The 23,386-nt window shown below is 61.9% G+C and carries 24 protein-coding genes and 1 riboswitch; of the genes, 8 read left to right on the top strand and 16 right to left on the bottom strand.

The genetic code is table 11. The features are described 5' to 3' along the window. Positions 1 to 6: 6 nt before the first annotated feature. The 12 genes from ACR0K1_RS14170 to dnaK form a co-directional block, all read right to left on the bottom strand. Complete coding sequence (locus ACR0K1_RS14170; RefSeq protein WP_480851109.1) at positions 7 to 741, bottom strand: ABC transporter permease; 735 nt, start codon at positions 739 to 741, stop codon at positions 7 to 9. After that, the gene (locus ACR0K1_RS14165; RefSeq protein ID WP_480611910.1) at positions 738 to 1,463 is read right to left on the bottom strand and encodes an ABC transporter ATP-binding protein; all 726 of its coding nucleotides are present in this window, start codon (positions 1,461 to 1,463) and stop codon (positions 738 to 740) included. The genes ACR0K1_RS14170 and ACR0K1_RS14165 overlap by 4 nt, the downstream gene beginning before the upstream one ends. Beyond that, the gene (gene tenA / locus ACR0K1_RS14160; protein ID WP_480851108.1) at positions 1,460 to 2,134 is read right to left on the bottom strand and encodes a thiaminase II; all 675 of its coding nucleotides are present in this window, start codon (positions 2,132 to 2,134) and stop codon (positions 1,460 to 1,462) included. Before tenA ends, ACR0K1_RS14165 begins: the two co-directional genes overlap by 4 nt. Further along, positions 2,131 to 3,066 carry an ABC transporter substrate-binding protein gene (locus tag ACR0K1_RS14155; protein WP_480611908.1) on the bottom strand — a complete coding sequence of 312 codons (936 nt, stop codon included), beginning with the start codon at positions 3,064 to 3,066 and terminating at the stop codon, positions 2,131 to 2,133. Before ACR0K1_RS14155 ends, tenA begins: the two co-directional genes overlap by 4 nt. 19 nt (positions 3,067 to 3,085) lie before the next feature. Further along, on the bottom strand, positions 3,086 to 4,051 hold the full coding sequence (locus ACR0K1_RS14150; RefSeq protein ID WP_480611907.1) for a HesA/MoeB/ThiF family protein: 966 nt from the start codon (positions 4,049 to 4,051) through the stop codon (positions 3,086 to 3,088). Then, complete coding sequence (locus tag ACR0K1_RS14145) at positions 4,048 to 4,644, bottom strand: thiamine phosphate synthase (protein WP_480611906.1); 597 nt, start codon at positions 4,642 to 4,644, stop codon at positions 4,048 to 4,050. The genes ACR0K1_RS14150 and ACR0K1_RS14145 overlap by 4 nt, the downstream gene beginning before the upstream one ends. Next, a complete protein-coding gene (locus ACR0K1_RS14140; RefSeq protein ID WP_480611905.1) occupies positions 4,641 to 5,405 on the bottom strand; it encodes a thiazole synthase in 765 nt (254 codons plus the stop codon). Before ACR0K1_RS14140 ends, ACR0K1_RS14145 begins: the two co-directional genes overlap by 4 nt. A 2-nt stretch (positions 5,406 to 5,407) precedes the next feature. Further along, entirely contained in the window at positions 5,408 to 5,602 is a 195-nt protein-coding gene (gene thiS / locus ACR0K1_RS14135) for a sulfur carrier protein ThiS (RefSeq protein ID WP_480611904.1), read from the bottom strand. After that, positions 5,586 to 6,563, bottom strand: a complete 978-nt coding sequence (locus ACR0K1_RS14130; protein ID WP_480851107.1) for an FAD-dependent oxidoreductase — start codon at positions 6,561 to 6,563, stop codon at positions 5,586 to 5,588. Before ACR0K1_RS14130 ends, thiS begins: the two co-directional genes overlap by 17 nt. Beyond that, complete coding sequence (gene thiD, locus ACR0K1_RS14125; protein ID WP_480851106.1) at positions 6,560 to 7,363, bottom strand: bifunctional hydroxymethylpyrimidine kinase/phosphomethylpyrimidine kinase; 804 nt, start codon at positions 7,361 to 7,363, stop codon at positions 6,560 to 6,562. The genes ACR0K1_RS14130 and thiD overlap by 4 nt, the downstream gene beginning before the upstream one ends. A gap of 48 nt (positions 7,364 to 7,411) precedes the next feature. Then, a riboswitch (TPP riboswitch) is annotated at positions 7,412 to 7,518 on the bottom strand. Between the two features lie 239 nt (positions 7,519 to 7,757). Beyond that, positions 7,758 to 8,906, bottom strand: a complete 1,149-nt coding sequence (dnaJ, locus tag ACR0K1_RS14120; protein WP_480851105.1) for a molecular chaperone DnaJ — start codon at positions 8,904 to 8,906, stop codon at positions 7,758 to 7,760. A gap of 74 nt (positions 8,907 to 8,980) precedes the next feature. After that, positions 8,981 to 10,888: a molecular chaperone DnaK gene (gene dnaK / locus ACR0K1_RS14115; protein WP_480611900.1), complete on the bottom strand. Its 1,908-nt coding sequence runs from the start codon at positions 10,886 to 10,888 to the stop codon at positions 8,981 to 8,983. A 214-nt stretch (positions 10,889 to 11,102) separates the two neighbouring features. Between dnaK and ACR0K1_RS14110 the strand changes: the two genes are divergently transcribed. Then, positions 11,103 to 11,705 (top strand): alpha-ketoglutarate-dependent dioxygenase AlkB family protein, encoded by a 603-nt coding sequence (locus ACR0K1_RS14110; protein ID WP_480611899.1) that lies wholly within the window; start codon positions 11,103 to 11,105, stop codon positions 11,703 to 11,705. Here ACR0K1_RS14110 and ACR0K1_RS14105 read toward each other — a convergent pair. Continuing rightward, positions 11,702 to 12,523 carry an ABC transporter permease gene (locus tag ACR0K1_RS14105; RefSeq protein WP_480611898.1) on the bottom strand — a complete coding sequence of 274 codons (822 nt, stop codon included), beginning with the start codon at positions 12,521 to 12,523 and terminating at the stop codon, positions 11,702 to 11,704. The genes ACR0K1_RS14110 and ACR0K1_RS14105 overlap by 4 nt on opposite strands. Positions 12,524 to 12,645: 122 nt before the next feature. On the opposite strand from ACR0K1_RS14105, the gene cysQ reads away from it, so the two are divergent. The 7 genes from cysQ (at position 12,646) to ACR0K1_RS14070 (ending at position 20,681) form a co-directional block, all read left to right on the top strand. Then, entirely contained in the window at positions 12,646 to 13,443 is a 798-nt protein-coding gene (gene cysQ, locus ACR0K1_RS14100; protein WP_480611897.1) for a 3'(2'),5'-bisphosphate nucleotidase CysQ, read from the top strand. After that, entirely contained in the window at positions 13,443 to 14,243 is an 801-nt protein-coding gene (locus tag ACR0K1_RS14095; protein WP_480611896.1) for a 3-deoxy-manno-octulosonate cytidylyltransferase, read from the top strand. Before cysQ ends, ACR0K1_RS14095 begins: the two co-directional genes overlap by 1 nt. 70 nt (positions 14,244 to 14,313) lie before the next feature. Next, positions 14,314 to 15,297, top strand: a complete 984-nt coding sequence (gene galE, locus ACR0K1_RS14090; RefSeq protein ID WP_480611895.1) for a UDP-glucose 4-epimerase GalE — start codon at positions 14,314 to 14,316, stop codon at positions 15,295 to 15,297. Next, positions 15,257 to 16,345 (top strand): glycosyltransferase family 2 protein, encoded by a 1,089-nt coding sequence (locus tag ACR0K1_RS14085; protein WP_480851104.1) that lies wholly within the window; start codon positions 15,257 to 15,259, stop codon positions 16,343 to 16,345. Before galE ends, ACR0K1_RS14085 begins: the two co-directional genes overlap by 41 nt. A 188-nt stretch (positions 16,346 to 16,533) precedes the next feature. After that, positions 16,534 to 17,520, top strand: a complete 987-nt coding sequence (locus tag ACR0K1_RS14080) for a glycosyltransferase family 2 protein (protein ID WP_480851103.1) — start codon at positions 16,534 to 16,536, stop codon at positions 17,518 to 17,520. Continuing rightward, a complete protein-coding gene (locus tag ACR0K1_RS14075; protein ID WP_480851102.1) occupies positions 17,517 to 19,217 on the top strand; it encodes a DUF5927 domain-containing protein in 1,701 nt (566 codons plus the stop codon). Before ACR0K1_RS14080 ends, ACR0K1_RS14075 begins: the two co-directional genes overlap by 4 nt. Positions 19,218 to 19,223: 6 nt before the next feature. Next, positions 19,224 to 20,681, top strand: coding sequence for a nodulation protein NodH (locus ACR0K1_RS14070; RefSeq protein ID WP_480851101.1), 1,458 nt, complete (start codon positions 19,224 to 19,226; stop codon positions 20,679 to 20,681). On the opposite strand, the gene ACR0K1_RS14065 is transcribed toward ACR0K1_RS14070, so the two are convergent. Genes ACR0K1_RS14065 through ACR0K1_RS14055 form a run of 3 tightly spaced genes read right to left on the bottom strand, consistent with a single transcriptional unit; the run spans position 20,665 to position 23,276 of the window. Continuing rightward, a complete protein-coding gene (locus ACR0K1_RS14065) occupies positions 20,665 to 21,183 on the bottom strand; it encodes a L,D-transpeptidase family protein (protein ID WP_480611890.1) in 519 nt (172 codons plus the stop codon). The genes ACR0K1_RS14070 and ACR0K1_RS14065 overlap by 17 nt on opposite strands. 56 nt (positions 21,184 to 21,239) lie before the next feature. Then, positions 21,240 to 22,025, bottom strand: coding sequence for an ion transporter (locus ACR0K1_RS14060; protein WP_480611889.1), 786 nt, complete (start codon positions 22,023 to 22,025; stop codon positions 21,240 to 21,242). A gap of 21 nt (positions 22,026 to 22,046) precedes the next feature. Beyond that, positions 22,047 to 23,276, bottom strand: a complete 1,230-nt coding sequence (locus ACR0K1_RS14055; RefSeq protein WP_480611888.1) for a class I SAM-dependent RNA methyltransferase — start codon at positions 23,274 to 23,276, stop codon at positions 22,047 to 22,049. Between the last annotated feature and the right edge of the window lie 110 nt (positions 23,277 to 23,386).

Raw genomic sequence — 23,386 nt, 5'->3', positions numbered from 1 at the left:
GAATGGTTAACGCGCCTCACCCGCCATGCGCGCGGTGGCGCGGCGGATAATCATGTGCAGCACAATCGAGAACACGCCCAGCGTCAGCATCGCCGCAAACATCAGATCGGTCTTGGCGCGGCCATTGGCCAGCAGCATCAGATAGCCCAACCCTTGCGACGAACCCACCCATTCGCCAATCACCGCCCCGATCGGCGCGTAGACGGCGGCCAGCCGCATCCCCGAGGCCAACGAGGGCAAGGCCGTCGGAATGCGGATATGCCACAACACCGTCCGCTTGCTGGCCTGCATCGTGCGGGCAAGATCCAGATAACCGGTCGGGGTGCGCATCAGCCCGTCGAAAAAGGACGAGGTGATCGGGAAATAAATGATCAGCACCGCCATCGCCACTTTGGACCACAGCCCATAGCCCAGCCACAACGTCAGCAGCGGGGCCAGCGCAAAGACCGGCAGAGCCTGCGTAAAGACCAGCATCGGTTGCACCAGCACCCGCGCGGCGCGGGAATTGGCCAGTTGCAGCGCCGTCACCACGCCCAGCACGGTGCCGACGGCCAGACCGATGACCACCTCGACCGCCGTGATCCATGTGTGTTCCGCAATCAGCCAGCGGTTTTGCCACCAGGTCTCGGCCACCAGCGCGGGGCCCGGCAGGATGAATTTCGGCAAGCCGGTCAGGCTGACAATCGCCTGCCAGACCGCCAGCGCAAAAACCGTTGCTGCAAGGGCCGAAACGAACTTCATGCCGCTTCCCTCAGCAGCTTCAGCAGCGCGCCTTGGGTTTCCAGCGTTTCCAGATCGTCGACATGGCGCGGCGCCGGGGCCCGTGGCGGATCGCACGGCGTCAGACCCTGCTGCGTCATCACCACGATGGATTGACCCAACCGCGCGGCCTCGCCCGGATCATGGGTTACCAGCAGAACGGTGCGGCCCTGCAGCGCCTCGGCCGCCAGATCCTGCATGTCGGCGCGGGTGCGCGCGTCGAGGGCCGAGAACGGCTCGTCCAGCAGCACGATGGGGCGATCCTCCATCAGCGTGCGGGCAAGGGCCACGCGCTGACGCTGACCGCCCGACAATTCGGCGGGCTTCTTGGTCAGGTGATCCTGCAACCGCATCCGTTCGATCAGCCGGTCCCGGCGGTTCAGATCGACCGTTTCACCCCGCAGCCGCGCGCCCAGCGAGACATTCCGCGCCACCGTCGCCCAGGGCAGCAGCAGATCGTCCTGCGCCATATAAGCCACCCGATCCGGCACCGGTTGGCCGTCGCTGGCGGTGATCTGACCGCTGAAATCGGCCCCGGTTTCAAGCCCTGCAATCAGCCGCAAAACGGTGGTCTTGCCAACGCCCGATCCGCCCAGCAGACAGGTCCACTGCCCGGCCCCAAGGGTCAGGGTCAACGGTGCGAACAGGGTCGCGCCGTCGATTGTGGCCGTGCCGCTGATGGTCAGATCGGGCGCAGGCGTCATGGGGTCAGGCCCATCTGCCAGAAATTGACCTCAAGCTTCGTTGCCATCTCGAAGGTCTTGCAGAGATCCGACCAGATCGGCAACGCGGTATAGTCCGGACCCAGCCTGCGGATCAGGGCGCTGTCCATCAGCGCGCCGATGTCATGGCAGTAGCTTTGGTACTGATCACCCGCATAGGTGTCGATCCACGGGCGGTAGGTCTCGGAACTGGCCTCTTGCGCCAAACGCGCGCCGATCTCGGCATAGCCGATGACACAGGGCAACAGCGCCGCCAGCAGGGTCAGGTAGTCACCCGAATACCCGGCCTCGAGCACGAAGCGGGTATAGGCCAGGTTCTCGGGCCGTTCCGGCGTCGCCATCAGCTCGTCGCGGGAAATGCCCTCGGCCTCGCAGACGCCGACATGCAACATCATTTCTTCCTGCATCAGCCCGTTCACCGTGGCGGCGGCGACCTGCATTTCCTCATGGGTCTGCGCCTTGACCACGGCCAATGCCCAGGCCCGCGAGAAATGGGTCAGGAACACGTAGTCCTGCCGCAGATAATGCAGGAACGATTCCCGCGGCAGTGTTCCGTCCTTTAGCCCCTCGACAAAACCGTGGCGGGTGTACTCCCGCCACGGGCCCTGTGCGGCATCCCGCATCAGGGTGAAGGCTGTGCCATACCCGCTCATTGCGCGGTCACATCGATGGCGATATCGCTGACCGGGTTGATGCTGTCGATCATGCCGCTGTCTTTCAGAAATGCCTCGAACCGCGCATAGCGACCGGCCTCGAGCCCCGCCGGGCGCAGCGCAAACCGCGGCAGCGTATCGACCCAGGCGCGGGCGTTCAGCTCATCCTGCAATTCGGGCGAGGTGCCCGAGAAGATTTCCCAGCTTTTTTCCGGGTTGTTGACGATATACTGCGTCGCCTTTTCAGTCGCGGCCAGGAAACGGGCCACCTTGTCGGTATCCATGGTCTCGGGGTTGGCGACATAGATCAGTTCGTCATAGGGCGGCACGCCTTCTTCCTCGATATAGAAACAGGTGCCGGGGACGCCTTCGATGTCCATCTGGTTCAGCTCAAAGTTCCGATACGCGCCGATCACCGCATCCACCTGACCCGTCATCAGCGAGGGCGACAGCGAGAAATTGACGTTGATCAGCTCGACCTCATCCAGCTTGACGCCGTACTTGCCCAGAACGGTGCTGAGCACCGCCTCTTCCACTCCAGCGACGGAAAAGCCGATCTTCTTACCCTTTAGATCGGCGGGCGATTTGATCGGGCCGTCTTTCAGCACCAGCAGGCAGTTCAGCGGCGTCGCGACCAGCGTGCCGACGCGTTTCAGGGGCAGGCCCTCGTGGATTTGCAGGTGCAACTGCGGCTGGTAGGACACGGCCAGATCGGCCTGACCTGCCGCCACCAGACGCGGCGGGGCGGACGGGTCGGCGGGCGGAACGATCTCGACCTCAAGCCCCTGCTCGGCGAAATAACCGTTTTCCTGCGCCACGATGATGGGACCGTGGTCGGGGTTGATGAACCAGTCCAGCAGGACGGTCATCTTGTCCTCGGCCCAGGCGGGCGCGGCGGCCAGCAGGGCGATTGCAGCGATCAGTTTTTTCATGTCTCGCGTTTCCTTCTGTTCACGAGGTTGAGGCCGCGACGAGGACGATCTCGCCCGGCCAATCCGGTTTGATTTGCTCGGCCGCGCGCCATGCGCGCAGGCCGGTGGCGCAGCACAGCGCCAGCCTTTTGCCTTTGTTTGGGTCTATTTCGCGCAGTTTGTCGGGTGAGACACGCGCTGCGCCGGGGTGCGCCGGAACGGGCGCTTCGTCCGGGCCGCGCAGTTCGACAATCTGGTCATCCGCCGTTAGTTGCCCGACCGAAAGAAAGCGGAAACAACTGCTGGGCTCGGGCGCGTCGTCAAAGCGAAACCCGCTGCTGCGCAGGGTCCGGCCATCATATTGCACCATCTGACCCAGCGGCGACGGGTCGATGCCCAAAATCAGGTTCATCGCCATCTGCGCCTGCATTGCCCCGATCATGCCTACGACCGGACCCAGAACGCCCGCAGTGGCGCAACTGGCGCCGCTGTCCGGCGCATTTGGGAACAGGGCGCGCAGCGAGGGTGCTCCGCCACAGAAACCGCCCACATAACCCGACAGACCCAGAACCGAGGCGCTGATCAACGGCTTGCCCTGCGCCAGACAGGTGTCCGAAAGGATATAGCTGGCCGCATAGCTGTCGGCGCAGTCCAGAACCACATCCGCCTGCGCCACCAGATTAGGCGCATTTTCACTTGTCAGAGCCTGTTTTCGAGCGGTGATTTCGATCTGACCGTTCAAGGCACGACAGCGATCCCCGGCAATCTCGGCCTTGGGCTGGCCGCAATCCGCCTCGGTGAACAAGGTCTGCCGGTGCAGGTTCGACAGCGCGACCGTATCGCCATCCACAATCGTGATCCGCCCCACTCCGGCCCCGGCCAGCAAGGGCAGAACCGGAGCCGCCAGACCACCTGCCCCCACCACCAGAACGCGGGCCGAGGCCAAACGCGCCTGGCCATCCGCCCCGACCTCGGGCAGCAGGGTTTGGCGCATATAGCGGCTCATCTGGTGACCCCGATCCATTGGCGCACGCGCGCTTCGGGGTCGGTGTTCAGGGTGATATCCGTGACGACCGAGACGATATCCGCCCCGGCCTGCAACACACCCGGCGCGCGTTCCACGCTCATTCCGCCGATCCCGACCAGAGGGATCTCGCCCACCCGCGCCTTCCATTCGGTGACGCGGGGCAGGCCCTGCTGATGCCATTTCATCTTTTTCAGGATGGTGGGATAGACAGGCCCCAGCGCGACATAATCCGGGTCCATGGCCAGCACCCGCTCAAGCTCATCATCGTCATGGGTCGAAACACCCAGTTTCAGACCCGCTTTTCGGATGGCCGTCAGATCGGCGTCGTCCAGATCCTCCTGCCCCAGATGAATCCAGTCGCAGCCCAGATCAATCGCCTGCTGCCAATAGTCGTTCACCACCAGCACCGCGCCATGGTCCCGGCACAGGTCGCGCGACACGGCGATCTGGTCGCGTACCACATCCTCGGGCTGGTCCTTTACGCGCAACTGCACCAGCTTCACGCCCAGCGGCAGCATCCGGCGCAACCAATCGGAGTGGTCGAAGATCGGGTAAAACCGGTCGAGCGTCATGACAGAAAGGCCTTTCCGATCACGGGGGTTGAGGGTTCGGCCATGTCGCGCGCCTCGATCGGGTCGGCCTGATGGGCCAGTTGCCCGGCCTCAATCGCGCGCATCATGGCGCGGGCCATCTTGGCCGGATCGCCGGCCCGTGCCACGGCGGTGTTCAGCAGCACGGCATCATAGCCCAGTTCCATCGCATGGGCCGCGTGGCTGGGCAGGCCGATACCTGCATCGATCACCAGCGGCACATCGGGAAATTCCGCCCGCATGGCCCGCAAGGCGTATTCGTTGTTCAGCCCGCGCCCCGATCCGATGGGCGCGCCCCAGGGCATCAGCACCTCACACCCGGCGGCGAGCAGACGTTCGCCGACGATCAGGTCGTCGGTGGTATAGGGGAACACGTGAAACCCGTCTTCGGTCAGGATGCGCGCAGCCTCGACCAGCTGGAACACATCCGGCTGCAGGCTGTCGGTGTGGCCGATCAATTCCAACTTGATCCAGCTGGTATCGAACACCTCGCGCGCCATATGGGCAGTTGTCACGGCCTCTTTGACGGTATGGCACCCGGCGGTGTTTGGCAGAACCAGAACACCCAGATCGCGGATCATCTGCCAGAATGTCTGCCCCGCACCGGATTCGCGGCGCAGGGACACGGTGGCGACCGCTGCCCCGCTGTCGCGAAACGCCTGCTCCAGTATCGCCGGGCTGGGGTATTGCGCGGTGCCCAGCATCAGCGGGTTGGGCAGTTCGGTACCATAAAACTCCTTCATCCTCAGCCCCCCTGCATCGGTGCCACGACTTCAACGCGGTCGCCATCGGCCAATTTGTGGGCGACGCGCAGGCTGGAGGGCACGAAATCTTCGTTCACCGCCGTCGCGACACGGCCCGAGAACCCGCATTCCGCCAGCAGGTCTGCCAAAGTTTCGGCCCGCACCTCGCGCGGTGCGCCGTTAAGCACGATCTTCATCGACCATCTCCGAATGTTTGTTTTCCAGCGCCAGATCGGCCACGCCCTGCGCCAGCGCCGGGGCCAGCAGATAGCCGTGGCGGTAGAGCCCGTTGGCATAAATGACCCGCCCCAGCCGCCGGATGCGGGGCAGGTTGTCCGGGAAGGCCGGGCGCAGATCGACGCCGATTTCCAGCACCTCGGCCTCGCCAAAGGCCGGGTTCAGCGCGTAAGCGGCACTGAGCAGTTCCAGCATCGAGCGCGCGGTGATCCGGCTGCTGTCCTCGGATTCGATCATCGTCGCGCCCAGCATGTAGATACCGTCGCCGCGCGGCACGATGTAAAGCGGCATGCGCGGGTGCAGCAGGCGCACCGGGCGCGTCAGCGTTACATCCGGGCAGCGGATCACCAGCATCTCACCCTTCACGCCGCGCAGGTCATGCAGGTATTCCCGCGCGTGCAGGCCCCGGCAGTCGATGACGTTGTCCAGCTGCGCCGGGGCGAGCGCGCGGTGGAACGCAACACCCGCCTTGTCAAGCTGGCGGTGGACATCCCGCAAGGCCTGACGCGGATCGATATGCGCCTCGGACCGAAAGTGGAGACCTTTGCCGAACCCGTGCAAATCAGGTTCTAAACAAGCGATTTCATCGCGATTGACCTCAGAATAACCCTCCGTGCGACGGGCAAACCGGCGTAGATCAGGCAGGTCACGGGTATTGGCGACCACCAGTGTTCCCCGCCGGTGAACCCGGGTTCGGTCTGCCCACCAGTCGATCGCCTGCTGCCCCAGCCGCAGCACTGGTTCCTCGGCGTTTTCATACTCGCACCACGGCGCCAGCATGCCCCCGGCCCACCAAGAACATCCATGCGGGCCCGGAGGCCCCCCGGGGTCGAACACCTGAACCTTCGCCCCGCGCGCGACAAGCTCGGACGCAACCGCCAGACCAGCCACGCCGGCCCCTATGACGGACCAGACCGTCACGCCGCCCAGACCCGGTGGAAATGATGCACCGGTCCATGGCCCTGACCGATCTTCAGAGCGTCGGCCTGCGCGATGGCTTCCTGAAGGTACACGTGCGCCTGATCCACGGCATCGGTCAAAGACAGCCCCTTGGCCAGACCGGCCGCGATGGAGGAAGACAGCGTGCAGCCGGTGCCATGGGTGTTTCGGGTGCACTGGCGCTGCGCTGTAAACTCGGCCACAAAGCCCGAGGCGTCAACCAGCAGATCGTGGCAGACCTCGCCCGTGCCGTGCCCGCCCTTCATCAACACGGCCTGTGCGCCCAGTTCGCATAGATCGAGACCCTGCTCGATCATCTCCTTTGGGCTGGCGGCATCCGACCGACCCAACAAACAAGCCGCTTCGGGCAGGTTCGGGGTCAGCACCGTGGCGCGGGGCAAAAGGACATCGCGCAGGGTCGCCACCGCCTCTGCGGCCAGCAGAGCATCGCCCGATTTGGCGATCATCACCGGGTCCAGAACAACAGGACCTTTGAAACCGGCAATGCCCTCGGCGACGGTTCGGATGATTTCGGGCGTGGCAAGCATGCCGATCTTGATCGCGCCGACATCCAGATCGGTCAGAACCGCGTCGATCTGGGCCGCAATCACATCCAGCGGAATGCCATGCACCGCCGTCACGGCCCTGGTGTTCTGCGCCGTCACCGCGGTGATCACGCTGGCCCCATAGACACCCAGCGCGGACATGGCCTTGAGATCAGCCTGAATTCCGGCGCCGCCGCCGCTGTCCGATCCCGCGATTGTTAAGGCGATAGGTGCCATATCGTTGCTCCAACTCGGTTTTGGGCAACGGTGGCGTGGAAAACGTCTGCGTATCGTAAGACCGTTCCCTCCGCCGGTATTGCCCGGATCAGGTTCGATGGGTTGATGCCACAGCACCTCTCAGCCCGCGCAAGCGGGCACCCCAACGGTTGGCGCGGAACATCTCAGGAGACGCTTTGAAAATCAAGGGTCAATTGGCCCGGTTTAAGGCCAATTGCGGCGCGTTGGTAAGGCCAAAACGACGTTTCGCAGATAGATGTTGTGCGAGGCTCTGCCTCGCGCTCCGGGATATTTGTGGCCAGATGAAGAACGGATCCCCTGCTTCATCTGGCTATAAATATCCCGGGGGAGTCGCCCGAAGGGCGGCGGGGGCAGAGCCCCCAATTGCACCGGGTCAGCCTTTCATACCGTCCCAGAAGGATTTGACCGACGAGAAGAAGCTTTTTGATTCCGGATGGTTGTCTTCGCCCAGATCGTCAAATTCGCGCAACAATTCTTTCTGACGGGCAGTCAGGTTGACCGGCGTTTCCACGGCGAGTTCGATGAACATGTCACCAACGCCGCCGCCGCGCAGGGCGGGCATGCCCTTGCCGCGCAGGCGCATCTGGCGGCCCGATTGGCTGCCTGCGGGAATCTGTACCCGGCCACGGCCACCGTCGATGGTGGGCACTTCGATGGAACCGCCAAGTGCTGCCTTGGCCATGCTGACCGGAACCCGGCAGTAGAGATTCACGCTGTCGCGTTCGAACAGTTTGTGGTCCGAGACCTCGACAAAGATATAGAGATCGCCCGGAGGGCCTCCACGCATCCCGGCCTCACCCTCGCCCGCCAGACGGATGCGGGTTCCGGTTTCGACACCGGCGGGGATGTTGACGGAAAGGGCGCGCTCTTTTTCAACGCGGCCTGCGCCGTTGCAGGATTTGCAGGGGTTCTTGATGATCTGACCCAGACCGGAACAGGTCGGGCAGGTCCGTTCAACGGTGAAGAAGCCCTGCTGCGCACGCACCTTGCCCATGCCGGAACAGGTCGGGCAGGTTGTCGGTTCAACGCCGCCTTCGGCGCCCGAGCCGTCACAGGCCGAACAGGCCACGGCGGCAGGAACGTTGATGGTTTTCTGCAGGCCCGAAAACGCTTCTTCCAGCGTCACGCGCAGGTTGTAGCGCAGGTCAGACCCGCGGGCGGCGCGACGTCCACCGCCACCGCGTTGCTGGCCGCCCATGAAATCGCCGAACAAATCGTCGAACACGTCCGAAAAGGCGCTGGAGAAGTCTCCCTGACCAAAGCCGCCACCGGGACGGCCACCGCCACCCATGCCGTTTTCGAATGCGGCGTGGCCAAAGCGGTCATAAGCCGCCTTTTTGTCGGCATCGCGCAGCACGTCATAAGCCTCGTTGGCCTCTTTGAACTGCGCCTCGGCATCCGGGTTGTCCTTGTTGCGGTCGGGATGCAATTCCTTGGCTTTCTTGCGAAAACCCTTCTTGATCTCATCCGCTGATGCGCCCTTGGCTACGCCGAGCACATCATAGTAGTCGCGTTTTGACATCAGTATTTCCTTCTGCCTCAACGTAATCGGGCCGGCCCGGGATGCGGACCGGCCCGACTTGGCCCGGTTACCGGTTAGTTACGCTTGTCGTCGTCCAGATCTTCGAACTCGGCGTCGACAATGTCATCATCGCCCGGCGCGGCATCTGCCGCCGCAGGCTCATCTTCACCCTCTTCGGCTTGCGCCTTGTAGATCGCCTCGCCCAGCTTCATGGCGGCTTCGGTGACGTTCTGGATGCCCGACTTGATCTTGTCGGCATTTTCGGTTTCCAGCTCGTCCTTCAGCGCGGCAATGGCCAGTTCGATCGCCTCGATGGTGGTCGGGTCGACCTTGTCGGAATGCTCTTCCATCGACTTTTCGGTCGAATGGATCAGGCTTTCCGCCTGGTTCTTGGCGTCGACCAGTTCGCGGCGTTCCTTGTCGGCTTCCGCGTTCTCTTCGGCGTCCTTGACCATCTTTTCGATGTCCTCGTCGGACAGACCGCCCGAGGCTTGGATGGTGATCTTCTGTTCCTTGCCGGTGCCCTTGTCCTTGGCCGAAACTGAGACAATGCCGTTGGCGTCGATATCAAACGTCACCTCGATCTGCGGCATGCCGCGCGGTGCCGGCGGGATGTCTTCGAGGTTGAACTGACCCAGGATCTTGTTGTCCGTGGCCATTTCACGTTCGCCCTGGAACACGCGGATGGTAACGGCGTTCTGGTTGTCCTCGGCGGTCGAGAAGACCTGAGACTTCTTGGTCGGAATGGTCGTGTTGCGGTCGATCAGGCGGGTGAACACGCCACCCAGCGTCTCGATCCCCAACGACAGCGGGGTTACGTCCAGCAGAACTACGTCTTTGACATCGCCCTGCAGAACACCGGCCTGAATGGCGGCGCCCATGGCAACCACTTCGTCCGGGTTCACACCCTTGTGGGGCTCTTTGCCGAAGAATTTGGTGACCTCTTCGATCACTTTCGGCATCCGGGTCATACCACCGACCAGAACAACCTCATCCACGTCGCCAGCCGACAGGCCCGCGTCTTTCAGGGCCGCCTGACAGGGCTTCATCGACTTCTTGATCAGGTCGCCAACCAGAGATTCCAGCTTGGCACGGGTCAGCTTCATGACCATGTGCAGCGGCTGGCCGTTCGAGCCCATCGAGATGAACGGCTGGTTGATCTCGGTCTGCGAGGTCGAGCTGAGCTCGATCTTGGCTTTCTCGGCGGCTTCTTTCAGACGCTGCAGCGCCATCTTGTCAGCCGACAGATCGACGCCGTGTTCCTTTTTGAACTCGTCCGCCAGGTAGTTGACGATGCGCATGTCAAAGTCTTCACCACCCAGGAAGGTGTCGCCGTTGGTCGATTTGACTTCGAACAGACCATCATCGATTTCCAGGATGGTCACGTCGAAGGTACCGCCACCCAGGTCATAGACCGCGATGGTTTGGGTGTCTTCCTTGTCCAGACCATAGGCCAGCGCGGCGGCTGTCGGTTCGTTGATGATCCGCAGCACTTCCAGACCGGCGATTTTACCGGCGTCTTTGGTGGCCTGACGCTGGGCGTCGTTGAAATAGGCCGGAACGGTGATGACCGCCTGCGTGACATCCTCACCCAGATAGCTTTCGGCGGTTTCCTTCATCTTGCCCAGCGTGAAGGCCGAGATCTGGCTGGGCGAGTATTTCTCACCACGGGCTTCGACCCATGCGTCGCCATTGCCGCCATCGACGATGGCATAGGGCACCATTTTCTTGTCTTTTTCGACTTCTGCATCATCCACGCGACGACCGATCAGACGCTTGACGCCAAAGATCGTGTTGTCGGGGTTGGTGACCGCCTGACGTTTTGCAGGCTGACCGACCAGTCGCTCATCTTCGGTGAAGGCGACGATCGAGGGCGTGGTCCGCGCCCCTTCGGCATTTTCGATGACCTTCGGCTGCGAGCCGTCCATGATGGCCACACACGAGTTGGTGGTCCCGAGGTCAATCCCGATGACTTTTCCCATTTTTGCAATCCCTTTCTCTTCAAGGCGATGTCCCGAGGGCCGGACCCGTTATGGCATCCTGTCCCCGATCTGATGTGCGCGACGGCACTACACCATCGCGCGTCCCGGCGTATATAAGGGCCAGACCAAGGGCCTGCAAGCACCGTAAAACGCAGGTTTTCGGGAATCTGAGGCCTTTTTTGGCAAGGATTTGGAAAGGAATGGGGTTTCTGGAATGACGCGGCTGCTTTTGCGGGATTTCGATATCAGAAAGGGCTATCTGGATAGCGCCGCCCAGACGCGGCTGATCGACCTGCTGCGCCCGATTCTGAAAGCGGCACCCCTGTTCCGCCCGATGACGCCCTCGGGCAAGGAAATGTCGGTGCGCATGACCTCGGCCGGGGCGTTGGGCTGGGTCTCCGACAGGGCGGGATACCGGTATCAGGCCGAACATCCCAAGGGCGGACACTGGCCGGGCATTCCCGACCCGATCCTTGATATCTGGCGCGACCTTGTCAGTTCCGAACGCGCGCCGGATTGCTGCCTGATCAACTATTATGGCGAGGGCGCGCGAATGGGTCTGCATCAGGACAAGGATGAGGCGGATTTTTCCTGGCCGGTCCTGTCCGTCTCATTGGGCGATGATGCGCTGTTTCGAATCGGCAATCTGACGCGGGGGGGCAAGACCGAATCCCTGTGGCTGAACTCGGGCGATGTGGTGATCATGGGCGGACCGGCGCGGCTGGCCTATCACGGGGTGGACCGCATCCGGTTCGGGTCATCGAAGCTGTTGCCAAAAGGCGGGCGGATCAACCTGACCATGCGGGTGGCGAATTAGCGCCGGGCGTTCCAGCTATTCGAGATATGCTGGCGGGTGTAGAACTCGGCCAGCAGCCCGATCATCAGCAGGGCAATCCCGACCCACAGCGCATATTCCCAACTGGTGTTGCGCGGGAAATAATTGCGGAACACAAAGCCGCGGCACTGGTCGATTATGTGGAACAGCGGGTTCCAGGCAAACATCATCAGAAGCCCGCCGCCCAGCGCGTTGGCGACAAACATCTTGCCGGAAAACACCATGTTCATACGGCGGTAGATATTGCTGAGCATGCCTGCGGTTGTCGGAAACCACGGTTTCATCGCCATGAACACCAGACCCACCGCGCAGCCGGTAAACCAGGCCAGGATCAGCATCGCAAAGGCCCCGCCGGGGTCCTGAATCTCCAACGGGGCAACGCTGACGCTGTAGATGAACAGGATCACCAGAATGGACATCAACTGCTTATACAGTGTGCCGAACGCGGCAGACAGGATCATGACCATCGCATTCATCGGCGAATGCAGCATCATCGGATTGTTTTTCCCGCCCAGCTTGGTCAGCGCGCTGACGCCCTGAATATGGGTCATGAACAGGAAAACGCCGGACAGAAGATACAGGATGAACTCGCCCCGGATTTTCGCCACGCGCGTCCCCATGAAGGACATGATCAGATAGAACACCATCGCCATCATGACGATCTGCAGAATGTTCATCACGATCGCGACCACCGCGTTCGAATGCTTGGCACGCACATCGCGCACCACGCCGTGAAACACCAGTTCCGCCGTGGTGAACGCGCCGCCCAGCAGCGTTTTGTTGCGGTCGAAATAGAACACTCGATGGGTCTTTCCTGCTTTGCCGCCCTCAATCTGGCATCATTGTCTTGCCGTTCCGTAACCGGCACATCATAAGTCCGTCAGGATTTTGGATCAACAAACCACAGGAACGGAGCTTTTTTGTGACCTACGACGCGCTTATCCCCGTTATCCGGCGTCTGGCCCTGGAAGCAGGCGACAAGATCATGGAAATCTACGAAGCAGATGATTTCGACGTCAAAGTCAAATCCGACGCCAGCCCCGTGACCGAAGCGGACGAAGCCGCCGATGCGCTGATCGCGGCCGGGTTGCGTGCGGCATTTCCCGATATCCTGTTGGTGACCGAGGAACAGGCGGAATCGCATTCGGAAAAAGGCGACACGTTCCTGATCGTCGATCCGCTGGACGGCACCAAGGAATTCATCAACCGGCGTGGCGATTTCACCGTCAACATCGCGCTGGTGGAAAACGGGGTGCCGACCCGCGGCGTGGTTTACGCCCCGGCCAAAGGGCGCATGTTCTACACCCGGGCCGATGGGCAGTCGGTCGAGGAAACCGGCGTGCTGGACAAGGCGCAAGCAGGCGATGTGACGCCAATATCAGTGTCTAATCCGGACAATTCGGCGCTTTTGATCGTTGCGTCCAAGTCGCACCGGGATCAGGCGACCGAAGATTACATCAACAAATATCAGGTGGCTGACAGCAAAAGCGCCGGCTCATCCCTGAAATTCTGTCTGGTCGCCACGGGTGAGGCGGATCTCTATCCCCGCGTGGGCCGGACGATGGAGTGGGACACCGCCGCAGGCCACGCCGTGCTGGCAGGTGCCGGCGGCAATGTGGTGCGGTTCGACGACCATAGCCCGCTGACCTATGGCAAGGATGCCTATGCAAACCCGTTCTTCATCGCCTACGCTCCAGGTGTTGAGCTGAAGGAGGCCTGATGTCCGTTCTGATCGCGATCCCCGCCCGCTATGCCTCATCCCGGTATCCGGGCAAACCGCTGGTGCCGCTGACCGGGGCGAATGGCACCGCAATGACGCTGATCGAACGGTCGTGGCGGGCAGCCAAATCGGTCTCAGGCGTCGATAAGGTGGTGGTCGCCACCGACGACGACCGCATCCGTGAGGTTTCCGAGGGGTTTGGCGCCGAGGTTGTGATGACCTCGGACACCTGCGTCAACGGCACCGAGCGCTGTGCCGAGACGCTGGATGTTCTGGGCGGAGGCTACGATATCGTGGTCAATCTTCAGGGCGACGCCCCCCTGACCCCGCATTGGTTTGTCGAGGATCTGATCACCGGCCTGCGCGCCGCGCCCGAGGCAGGCGTTGCGACCCCAGTGCTGCGTTGCGATGGCGCGGCTCTGAACGGGTTGCTGAACGACCGCAAACATGGGCGCGTCGGCGGCACGACCGCCGTGTTCGCCGCCGACCACAGCGCGATGTATTTCTCGAAAGAGGTCGTGCCCTACACCGCGCAGACCTATGCGGATGACGAACTGACCCCGGTGTTCCACCATGTCGGTGTCTATGCCTACCGGCCCGACGCGCTTGCCGCCTATCCCACATGGTCCACCGGCCCGCTGGAACAGCTGGAAGGGCTGGAGCAACTGCGCTTCATGGAAAACGGCCGCACCGTTCTGTGTGTCGAGGTCGACGCCAAAGGCCGCCAGTTCTGGGAGTTGAACAATCCGGAGGACGTGCCGAAGATCGAAGGGATGATGGCCGCGATGGGGTTGGATTGACCCGTTTTCCCCGTGGCGCCCAGCGCCGAAACCCCCTAAACACGCCCGGATTTTGGACAGTGGAAAACCCATGACGAACATTCTTGTTACCGGCGGTGCGGGCTATGTCGGGTCGCATGCCTGCAAGGCGCTGGCCCGCGCCGGATATACGCCGGTCACCTTCGACAATCTGGTCACAGGCTGGCAGGACGCGGTAAAATTCGGACCCTTTGCCCAGGGCGACCTGCTGGACCGGGTGCGTCTGGACGAGGTCTTCGCGCAATACCAGCCCGCCGCCGTCATGCATTTCGCCGCCCTCAGCCAGGTGGGCGAAGCGATGCGCGAACCGGGGCGCTACTGGTCGAATAATGTCACCGGCTCTCTGAACCTGATCGAGGCCGCGGTGGCGGCGGGTTGTCTGGATTTCGTGTTCTCTTCGACCTGCGCCACCTATGGCGATCAGGACAATGTCGTGTTGGACGAATCCGCCGCGCAACATCCGCTGAACGCCTATGGCGCCTCAAAACGCGCCATCGAGGATATCCTGCGCGATTTCGAAGCCTCGCACGGCCTGCGCAGCGTGATTTTCCGGTATTTCAACGTCGCAGGCGCCGACCCCGATGGCGAGGTCGGAGAATTCCACCGCCCCGAAACCCATCTGGTGCCGCTGATGCTGGACGCGATCGACGGCAAGCGCGACGGGCTGACCGTGTTCGGCACCGATTACGACACCCCGGACGGCACTTGTATTCGCGACTATGTCCATGTCTGCGATCTGGTCGATGCCCATGTGCTGGGGCTGAACTGGCTGGAACAGGACAGGGGCAGCCGGGTGTTCAACCTTGGCACCGGCTCGGGCTTTTCGGTGCTGGAAGTGATCGAGCAATCGCGCAACGTTACCAATCGCCCCGTGCCCTATTCCGTCGGACCCCGCCGGGCGGGCGATTGCACCAAGCTGGTTTCGGGCTCGGTCCGGGCCGAGGCTGAACTGGGCTGGACGCCCAAAAGATCAACGTTAGAGACGATGATCGGCGATGCCTGGCGCTGGCACCAGAACGGCCACTACGACAAGTGAGGGGCCGTTGACCAGCGCGGCCCAGACACTGCCCCGGATTAGCTGGGCGCAGCGCTATCGGTTGCGGTGGAAGCGGCGCAGGCTGTTGTGGCAATCCTTCCGCAGCCGCCATCAGTTGAACAGCCTGAGCGACCGCACCAACCGGATCACCCCCGGCGACATCCTGGCCTTTACCACCCTGCGCAATGAAATCACCCGGTTGCCGTGGTTCCTCGACCACTACCGCCGCCTTGGGGTGAACCACTTTCTGATCGTGGACAATGGCAGCGACGATGGCAGCACCGAGTATCTGTTGCAGCAACCGGATGTCTCGGTCTGGCAGACCCATGCCAGCTATCGCGCCGCGCGCTACGGAATGCTGTGGCTGACCTGGTTGCAAATGCGTTACGGCCACGATCACTGGACCCTGATGGTCGATGCCGATGAGCTGTTGATCTATACCCATCACGAGGTCCGACCCCTGCAGGACCTGACCGCCTGGCTGGAGGGCACAGGCCGGAACACGTTCGGCGCTTTGATGCTGGACCTTTATCCCAAGGGCCCGCTGGGCACCCAGACCTATGATCCTGAAACCGACCCGACCGAGGTGGTCAATTGGTTCGACCCCGGCCCCTACCGCGCGCAACGGCAAAGCCCGATGGGCAATCTGTGGCTGCAGGGCGGCGCGCGTGAGCGGGTGTTCTTTGCCGATACCCCGCGTAAATCACCGACGCTGAACAAAATTCCCCTGATCCGCTGGTCGCGCCGGTATGCTTATGTCATTTCCAGCCATTCCATTCTGCCCCGGCACTTGAATGCGGGCTATGACGGGCCAGAAGGTCAGTCCCCTTCGGGCGTTTTGCTGCACACCAAGTTCCTGCCCGAAATCGTCGAAAAATCATGGATCGAGAAACAGCGGCGACAGCATTTCCACGACCCGGACCAGTTCGCAGGCTATTACGACGATGTTCTTAACCAGCCCGACATGTGGACTTCACACTCGATGAAATACACCGGCTGGGAACAGATGCAGGCGCTTGGCCTGATGAATTCCGGCGGATTTGCCTGAACAGGCCCGAAACGTTGGCCAAAAACCACGGGGGGGAACTAACGGGTTTTAAACTCATTGCCTCGAAACATGCAAAAATGTCATAACACGGCAATTGCCCGGCACCACTCTGGCCTGAACCAGCCCCGGGCATGCTCGCGTAGGAGTAAAGGTTTGGCAGTCGCGTGAGCCTGTTGGATTCATACCGGATGAGGTTGCGGCGCAAGCGCCGTCTGGTGCGTTGTCTGCGCAAACGGCGGCACCTGAAGCCGGTCAGCAATAACACGCACACCATCCGCCGCGACGACGTTCTGCTGATGAGCGTGGTGCGCAACGAGAAAATCCGCCTGCCCTATTTTCTGGACTATTATCGCAAGCTGGGTATCAATCACTTCCTCTTCGTCGACAATGACAGCGACGACGGGACGGCCGCGTTTCTGGAAGCGCAGCCGGATGTCTCGGTCTGGCAGACCAGGACCAGCTACAAAAAGGCAGGTTATGGGCTGGACTGGTCCAACTATCTGCTGCGGAAATATGCGCATAAGCATTGGGTTCTGACCGTCGACCCGGATGAGTTCCTTGTCTACCCGTTCTGCGACACCCGCCCCATTCGCGCGCTGACCGACTGGCTGGACATGACCGGAGTGCGCAGTTTCGGCACCATGCTGATCGATATGTATCCCGAAGGCCCGGTGGATGCGGACCCCTACAGCGAAGGCCAGAACCCGTTCGACACCGCAGGCTGGTTCGACGCGGGCAATTACGTGATCAGCAAGAACCCCGATTACCGCAACCTCTGGATTCAGGGCGGTCCGCGCGCGCGGGTGTTCTTTCGCGACGACCCCTCGAAAGCGCCGGCGCTGAACAAGATCCCTTTGGTGAAATGGGACCGGCGCTATGTCTATGTCAGCTCCACTCATGCGCTGCTGCCGCGCGGGCTGAATCAGGTCTATGACGAATGGGGCGGCGAAAAGATCAGCGGCGCGCTGCTGCATGCCAAGCTGATCAGCACGCTGGGCGATAAGGCGCGCGAGGAATTGCAGCGCGGCCAGCATTTCAGCAGTTCAGCCGAATACCACGCCTATGCCACGCAATTGCAGGACAGCCCCGTCTTTCACTGCGACTGGTCCGAAAAATACATCAACTGGCGGCAGTTGGAGATTCTGGGCCTCATGTCGAAAGGAAACTGGGCATGAACAGCCTTGGCATCGTCATGCTGGTGCACACCGCGCTGGACCGGGCCGAGCAGGTGGCGCGGCACTGGACCGCCTCGGGCTGTCCGGTGGTGATCCATGTGGACCGCAAAGTGCCCAATAGCGCCTATTCCACCTTCGCCAGGGCCTGTTCCGACAATCCGCTGATCCTGTTCTCGGACCGGCATGTCTGCGAATGGGGTGGCTGGGGCATCGTCGCCGCCTCGCAATCCGCGTCCGAGATGATGCTTGAACGCTTTCCGGACGTGCGCCATGTCTTTCTGTCCTCGGGCGCGTGCCTGCCGCTGCGTCCGGTGCAGGAACTGATCGACTACCTGTCCGACCGCCCCCGCGTCGATTTCATCGAAAGCGCAACGACGGCGGATGTCAGCTGGACCATCGGCGGGTTGGACCACGAACGCTTCACCCTGCGGTTTCCGTTTTACTGGCGCCGGCAGCGCAAATTGTTCGACGCCTATGTCAAACTGCAGCGCGCCCTGGGCATGCGCCGTCAGATCCCCGAGGGGCTGGTACCGCATATGGGCAGCCAGTGGTGGTGCCTGACCCGCCAGACCCTGTCGGCGATCCTGCAGGACCCCAAGCGCAAACTGTATCACCGCTATTTCCGCCGCGTCTGGATACCCGACGAAAGTTATTTCCAGACGCTGGCGCGGCTCTATTCCACGCATATCGAAAGCCGGTCGCTGACCCTGTCCAAGTTCGACCACGAAGGCCGCCCGCACATCTTCTATGACGATCACCTGCAATTGCTGCGCCGCTCGGATTGCTTCGTTGCCCGCAAAATCTGGTGGCGGGCCGATCGTTTGTATCAGGCCTTTCTGACCGATCAGGCCAGCGCGATGAAACCGGCCGAGCCCAACCCCGGCAAGATCGACCGCGTATTCGCCAAGGCGGTCGAGCGGCGCACCCGCGGGCGCGACGGGCTGTACATGCAGGGCCGCTTTCCCCGCCACGGGTCGGAAAACGGCCTGACTTCATCGCCCTATTCGGTGTTTCAGGGGTTCACCGAACTGTTCGAGGATTTTCAGCCCTGGCTGACCGCCGCCACCGGAACCCGCGTGCACGGGCATCTGTTTGGACCCGGCCGGGCCGAGTTCGCCAATGGGGAAACCCTCACCTATGGCGCGCTGAGCGACTGCGCCACCCTGCGCGATTACAACCCGACGGCGTTTTTGTCGAACCTGATCTGGAACACGCGGGGCGAGCGGCAGTGCTTTCAGTTCGGGCCGACCGACACGCAGGAAATCAACTGGTTTCTGGCGCGCGACAAGAATGCCCAGATCTCGGTCATCACCGGGGCCTGGGCCATCCCGCTGTTCCGGTCGAACATGAATTTCGCCGACATCCGGACCGAGGCCGCCCGCCTGCAGCAGATTGAAACCAAACAGCTCGAGGTTCTGACCTCGGTCTGGACCAAGGCGCGGATGCGGCGTTGGTCGCTGGTGGAATTCATCGAATCCCCGATGGAGCTGTTGCACACGATCATTGAAGAGATCGGATCGCCGCACCCCCCTCATCTGATCGAAACCCCCAAAATGGTCGATCTGTCGGGCTTTGGGAAATTCCTGCAGAACCTCAAGAATCAGGGGATGCACCCGCAACTGATGGGCGATTTCCCGGTGGATGACGTGTTCGGCACCCAGACCAGACCCTATCGCAAACCCTATCTGGTGCAATAACCGCCCATGACCGCCAAGTTTGACTATTTCATCATACTGGCCGCCATGCGCACGGGCTCGAACCTGCTCGAGGCCAATCTGAACGCGCTGCAGGGCGTGACCGGCCATGGTGAAGCGTTCAACCCGCATTTCATCGGCAAGGTAAAATCGCAGGACCTGCTGGGCGTGACGCTGGACGAGCGCGACGAAGACCCGACCCGGCTGATCCAGGCCATTCGCACAGCACCCGGCGCGCTGAACGGGTTTCGCTATTTCCACGACCATGACCCGCGCGTTCTGGACATGGCGCTGGACGATCCGCGCTGCGCCAAGATCATCCTGACCCGCAATCCGCTGGACAGCTACCTGTCGCTGAAAATCGCGCGTGAAACGAAGCAATGGCAGTTGAAAAACATCAAACGCCGGCTCGACGCCAAGGTCGCGTTTCTGGCCGATGAATTCGCGGAGTATCTGGATCAGCAGCAACGCTATCAGCAGATGCTGCAGCACCGGCTTCAGACCTCGGGGCAGGTGGCGTTTTGCCTGAGTTTCGATGACCTGAGCCAATTGGACGTTCTGAACGGCCTCGCCGCCTGGCTAGGAGTTACGGCGCGGCTGGATAGTCTGGACGATACGCTGAAACCGCAAAACCCCGGCACGGCGCAGGACAAAGTCACCAACCCGCACGAGATGGAGCAGGCCCTGTCGCAGGTGGACAGGTTTTCTCTGCACCACGCGCCGGATTTCGAGCCCCGGCGCGGGCATGCGGTGGCGTTTTACGTCGCCGCCCCCAAAACACCGCTGATGTATCTGCCCATCCGCAGCGGGATCGAACATGCGATTACTGGCTGGATGGCAAAGCTGGATGGGGTCGAACCGGACGGGCTGCTGACCGACCGTAATCGCAAACAGACACGGCGCTGGATGTCTTCGCACCCCGGCCACCGCAAGTTCACGGTCCTGCGCCACCCGTTGGCCCGCGCGCATACCGCCTTTTGCACGCGGATCCTGAACAAGGACCCCGGCAGCTATCAGATCATCCGCAACACGCTGCGAAACAAGTTCAAACTGCCGATCCCCGGTCAGATACGCGACCACAATTATTCGCTGGATCAGCACCGCGAGGCTTTCGCCGCCTTCCTGCGGTTTCTGCGCCACAACCTGAACGGCCAGACCCCAATCCGGGTGGACGGAACCTGGTGCAGCCAGTCCCGCGTCTTGGAGGGGATGTCGGGCTTCGCCCAACCCGACCTGATCCTGCGGGAAGAAGAGGTCGCGACAGCCCTGCCCGATCTGGCCCGCAGTCTGGGCCACACAACGCCGCCAGCCGTGGAAAGCTGCGCGCCGGAAACGCCCTATACGCTCGACCAGATTTACGACAAACAGCTCGAGGCGCTGGCGGCCGAGACCTACCAGCAGGATTATCTGCAATTCGGGTTTGGCGCGTGGAAACCGCTATGGCCTGCGCCTAGGGGCGCAGGGTGATCACGGTACCTTCGTTCACCATCGCGTAAATCTCTTCAATCTCTTCGTTCTTCACCGCGATACAGCCCGCCGTCCAGTCCGGGGTCTTTTTCGCGCGTTTGAACTCGGATCGCAGATTGGGCTGGCCGTGGATAAAAATGTCACCGCCCGGATCGACCCCCGCCGCCTTGGCCTGCGCCCGGTCGGCAGAGTTCGGGTAGGAAATCCCCAGTGACAGATGATAGCGGCTGCGCGGGTTGCGGCGGTCGATCAGATAGGTTCCCTCGGGCGTGCGGCCGTCGCCCTTCTTGGTCTTGGTACCGTCGGGTGCAAAGCCCAGATCGACCTCGTATTCGCGCAAAATCTGTTCATTGTGCAGAAGGTACAGCTTGCGCGCGCCCTTGTTGACCACCAATGCGGTCACCTCGGGCCCATTATATGTAAGAAATCTCGGGTTGGCTGAGGCACAAGCCGAAAGGCTCAGCGTAGCCATCGCACCCAATCCAAATGCTCGACGATCCATGTTTCACTGCCTGCTGTTTTTTTTCAGCATTATGCCAAAATTCCAGAAAACTGAAATCACTTTTTGCTGTTCGCCTGCTCGATCAGCCGGCGTTCGATGGTTTCCAGCCGCTCCAGCACCTCGTCCCGGTAAGCGTCGGTTTTCACTTCGTCTTCCGCGTGATGCGCATCCTGCATCGAATTCACGATCAGACCCACCAGCAGGTTCACCACCGCAAAGGTGGTGACCATGATGAACGGCACGAAGAACAGCCAGGCATAGGGATAGACCTCCATCACCGGGCGGACGATGCCCATCGACCAGCTTTCCAGCGTCATGATCTGGAACAGCGTATAGGCCGACAGACCCAGATCGCCGAACCAGTCGGGGAAGGAATACGAGAACAGCTTGGTCGAGATCACCGCGCCGATATAGAACAGGATCGCCATCAACAGGAACACGCTGGCCATGCCCGGCAGGGCCGAGATAAACCCCTCGACCACCCGGCGCAGGCGCGGCGCGACCGAGATGACGCGCAAAACCCGCAGAATCCGCAGCGCCCGCAGCACCGACAGGCTGCCCGCGCTGGGCACAAGGGCGATGCCGACGATCAGAAAGTCAAAGATATTCCAGCCGCTTGTAAAGAACCGGCGACCGGTGGCGATCAGCTTCATCGCAATCTCGGCCACGAAGATGGCAAGGCACAGCTTGTCCAGAACCACGATCAGGGGGCCCGCCGCCTCCATCAGCGTGGGCGAGGTCTCCATCCCCAGCAGGATCGCGTTGAAGATGATAACGCCGGTGATGAACCGCCCGAAGGCGGGCGCTTCGATAATGGACAGCAACCGCTGCGTGAACCCCATGCCTGTCTCTTTCCTGTCTGCTCAAGTTGCGGGGTTCAGCACAAACCGCGCGGCAAGTTCCGTATGTGACGACCATCGAAATTGGTCAACGACCTGTACCCATTCAAGGGTGTAGCCCGCGTTAACCAGCGTTTTTGCATCCCGTGCGAACGTGACCGGGTTGCACGAGACATAGGCGATCACCGGGCGTCTGGCCTGCGCCAATTCGGCCACCTGCGCCTCGGCCCCGGCGCGGGGCGGGTCCAGTACGACGGCGTCAAAGGCTTTGAGTTCGTCGGGCATCAGCGGACGGCGAAACAGGTCGCGCGCTTCGCTTGTGACGCGTTTCAAACCTTGCGCACGACGCCAGCCCTGATCCAGCGCTTGCGTCATTGCGGCCTCACCTTCGACCGCGTGGATTTCAGCGGTTTGCGCCAGCGGCAGCGAGAAAGTTCCGCTGCCCGCAAACAAATCAACGATGCGCCTTGCGCCTTCCGTTGCCTCGGATACCGCCTGTAACAGAGCCTGTTCTCCGTCCTTTGTGGCCTGCAGGAAGGCCCCCGGCGGCGGCGTCACTTCGGCGCTTCCGAACCGTTGCACCGGGGGATGGCGCATTGCGATGACCTCACCGTCCCAGCTGAGCCGCGCCAGCCCGTGTTTCTCGGTCGCCTGCGCCAGCGCCAGTTCCAGCGGCCCGTCCAGCGGCTTGCCGCCCTTGACCGCGACGTCCAGCCCACTCTCGGACAAGGTCAGGGTCACGGCCAGCACCCCCTTGCGGCTGCCGCCCAGCAGCGCCAGTGCCTCGGCCACCGGAATGGCGGCGATCAGCGCCGGGTCCAGCAGGTGGCAATCGGGGATTTCGGTGATCGTGTCCGAGGCGCGGCCGTGGAACCCGGCAAGGGTGCCCTTTTTCGTGCGCCTGACCGCGATGGTCGCGCGGCGGCGGGATCGGTCGGGCGAGGTGTGAATGGGCCGCATCGGGGCATCGAGCCCTTGCGCGGCCAGAGCGTTGCGCACCACCGCGACCTTCCAATCGGCCACAAACGCGTCCGAGGCATGCTGCAACTGGCACCCCCCGCAAGCCTTGTAGTGCCGGCACGGCGGTTTAACGCGCTGATCTGACGGGGTTTCGACGCGGATATCGGTCAGTACCTGCCCGTCCAGCACGCCGCTGACCTCCTCACCCGGCAAGGTGCGCGGGGCGTAAACCGGGCCGTCGGCGATGCCGTCGCCCTGATGTCCCAGACGGTTTATGGTAAAGTTCTGCCTCATGACCGGCCTGATAGCCGGGCTTTGCGGACAAAAAAACCCCTTTGGGTCTTTTGCATTTATATTGGATCGAAATACGCTGCCTCTCTCTTCGGTCGAACGCGTATTTTGAT

The organism is Ruegeria sp. F5 (assembly GCF_056533845.1).
Note: the sequence above shows the minus strand (reverse complement) of the source record. Positions and strands in the feature narration are given on the sequence as shown.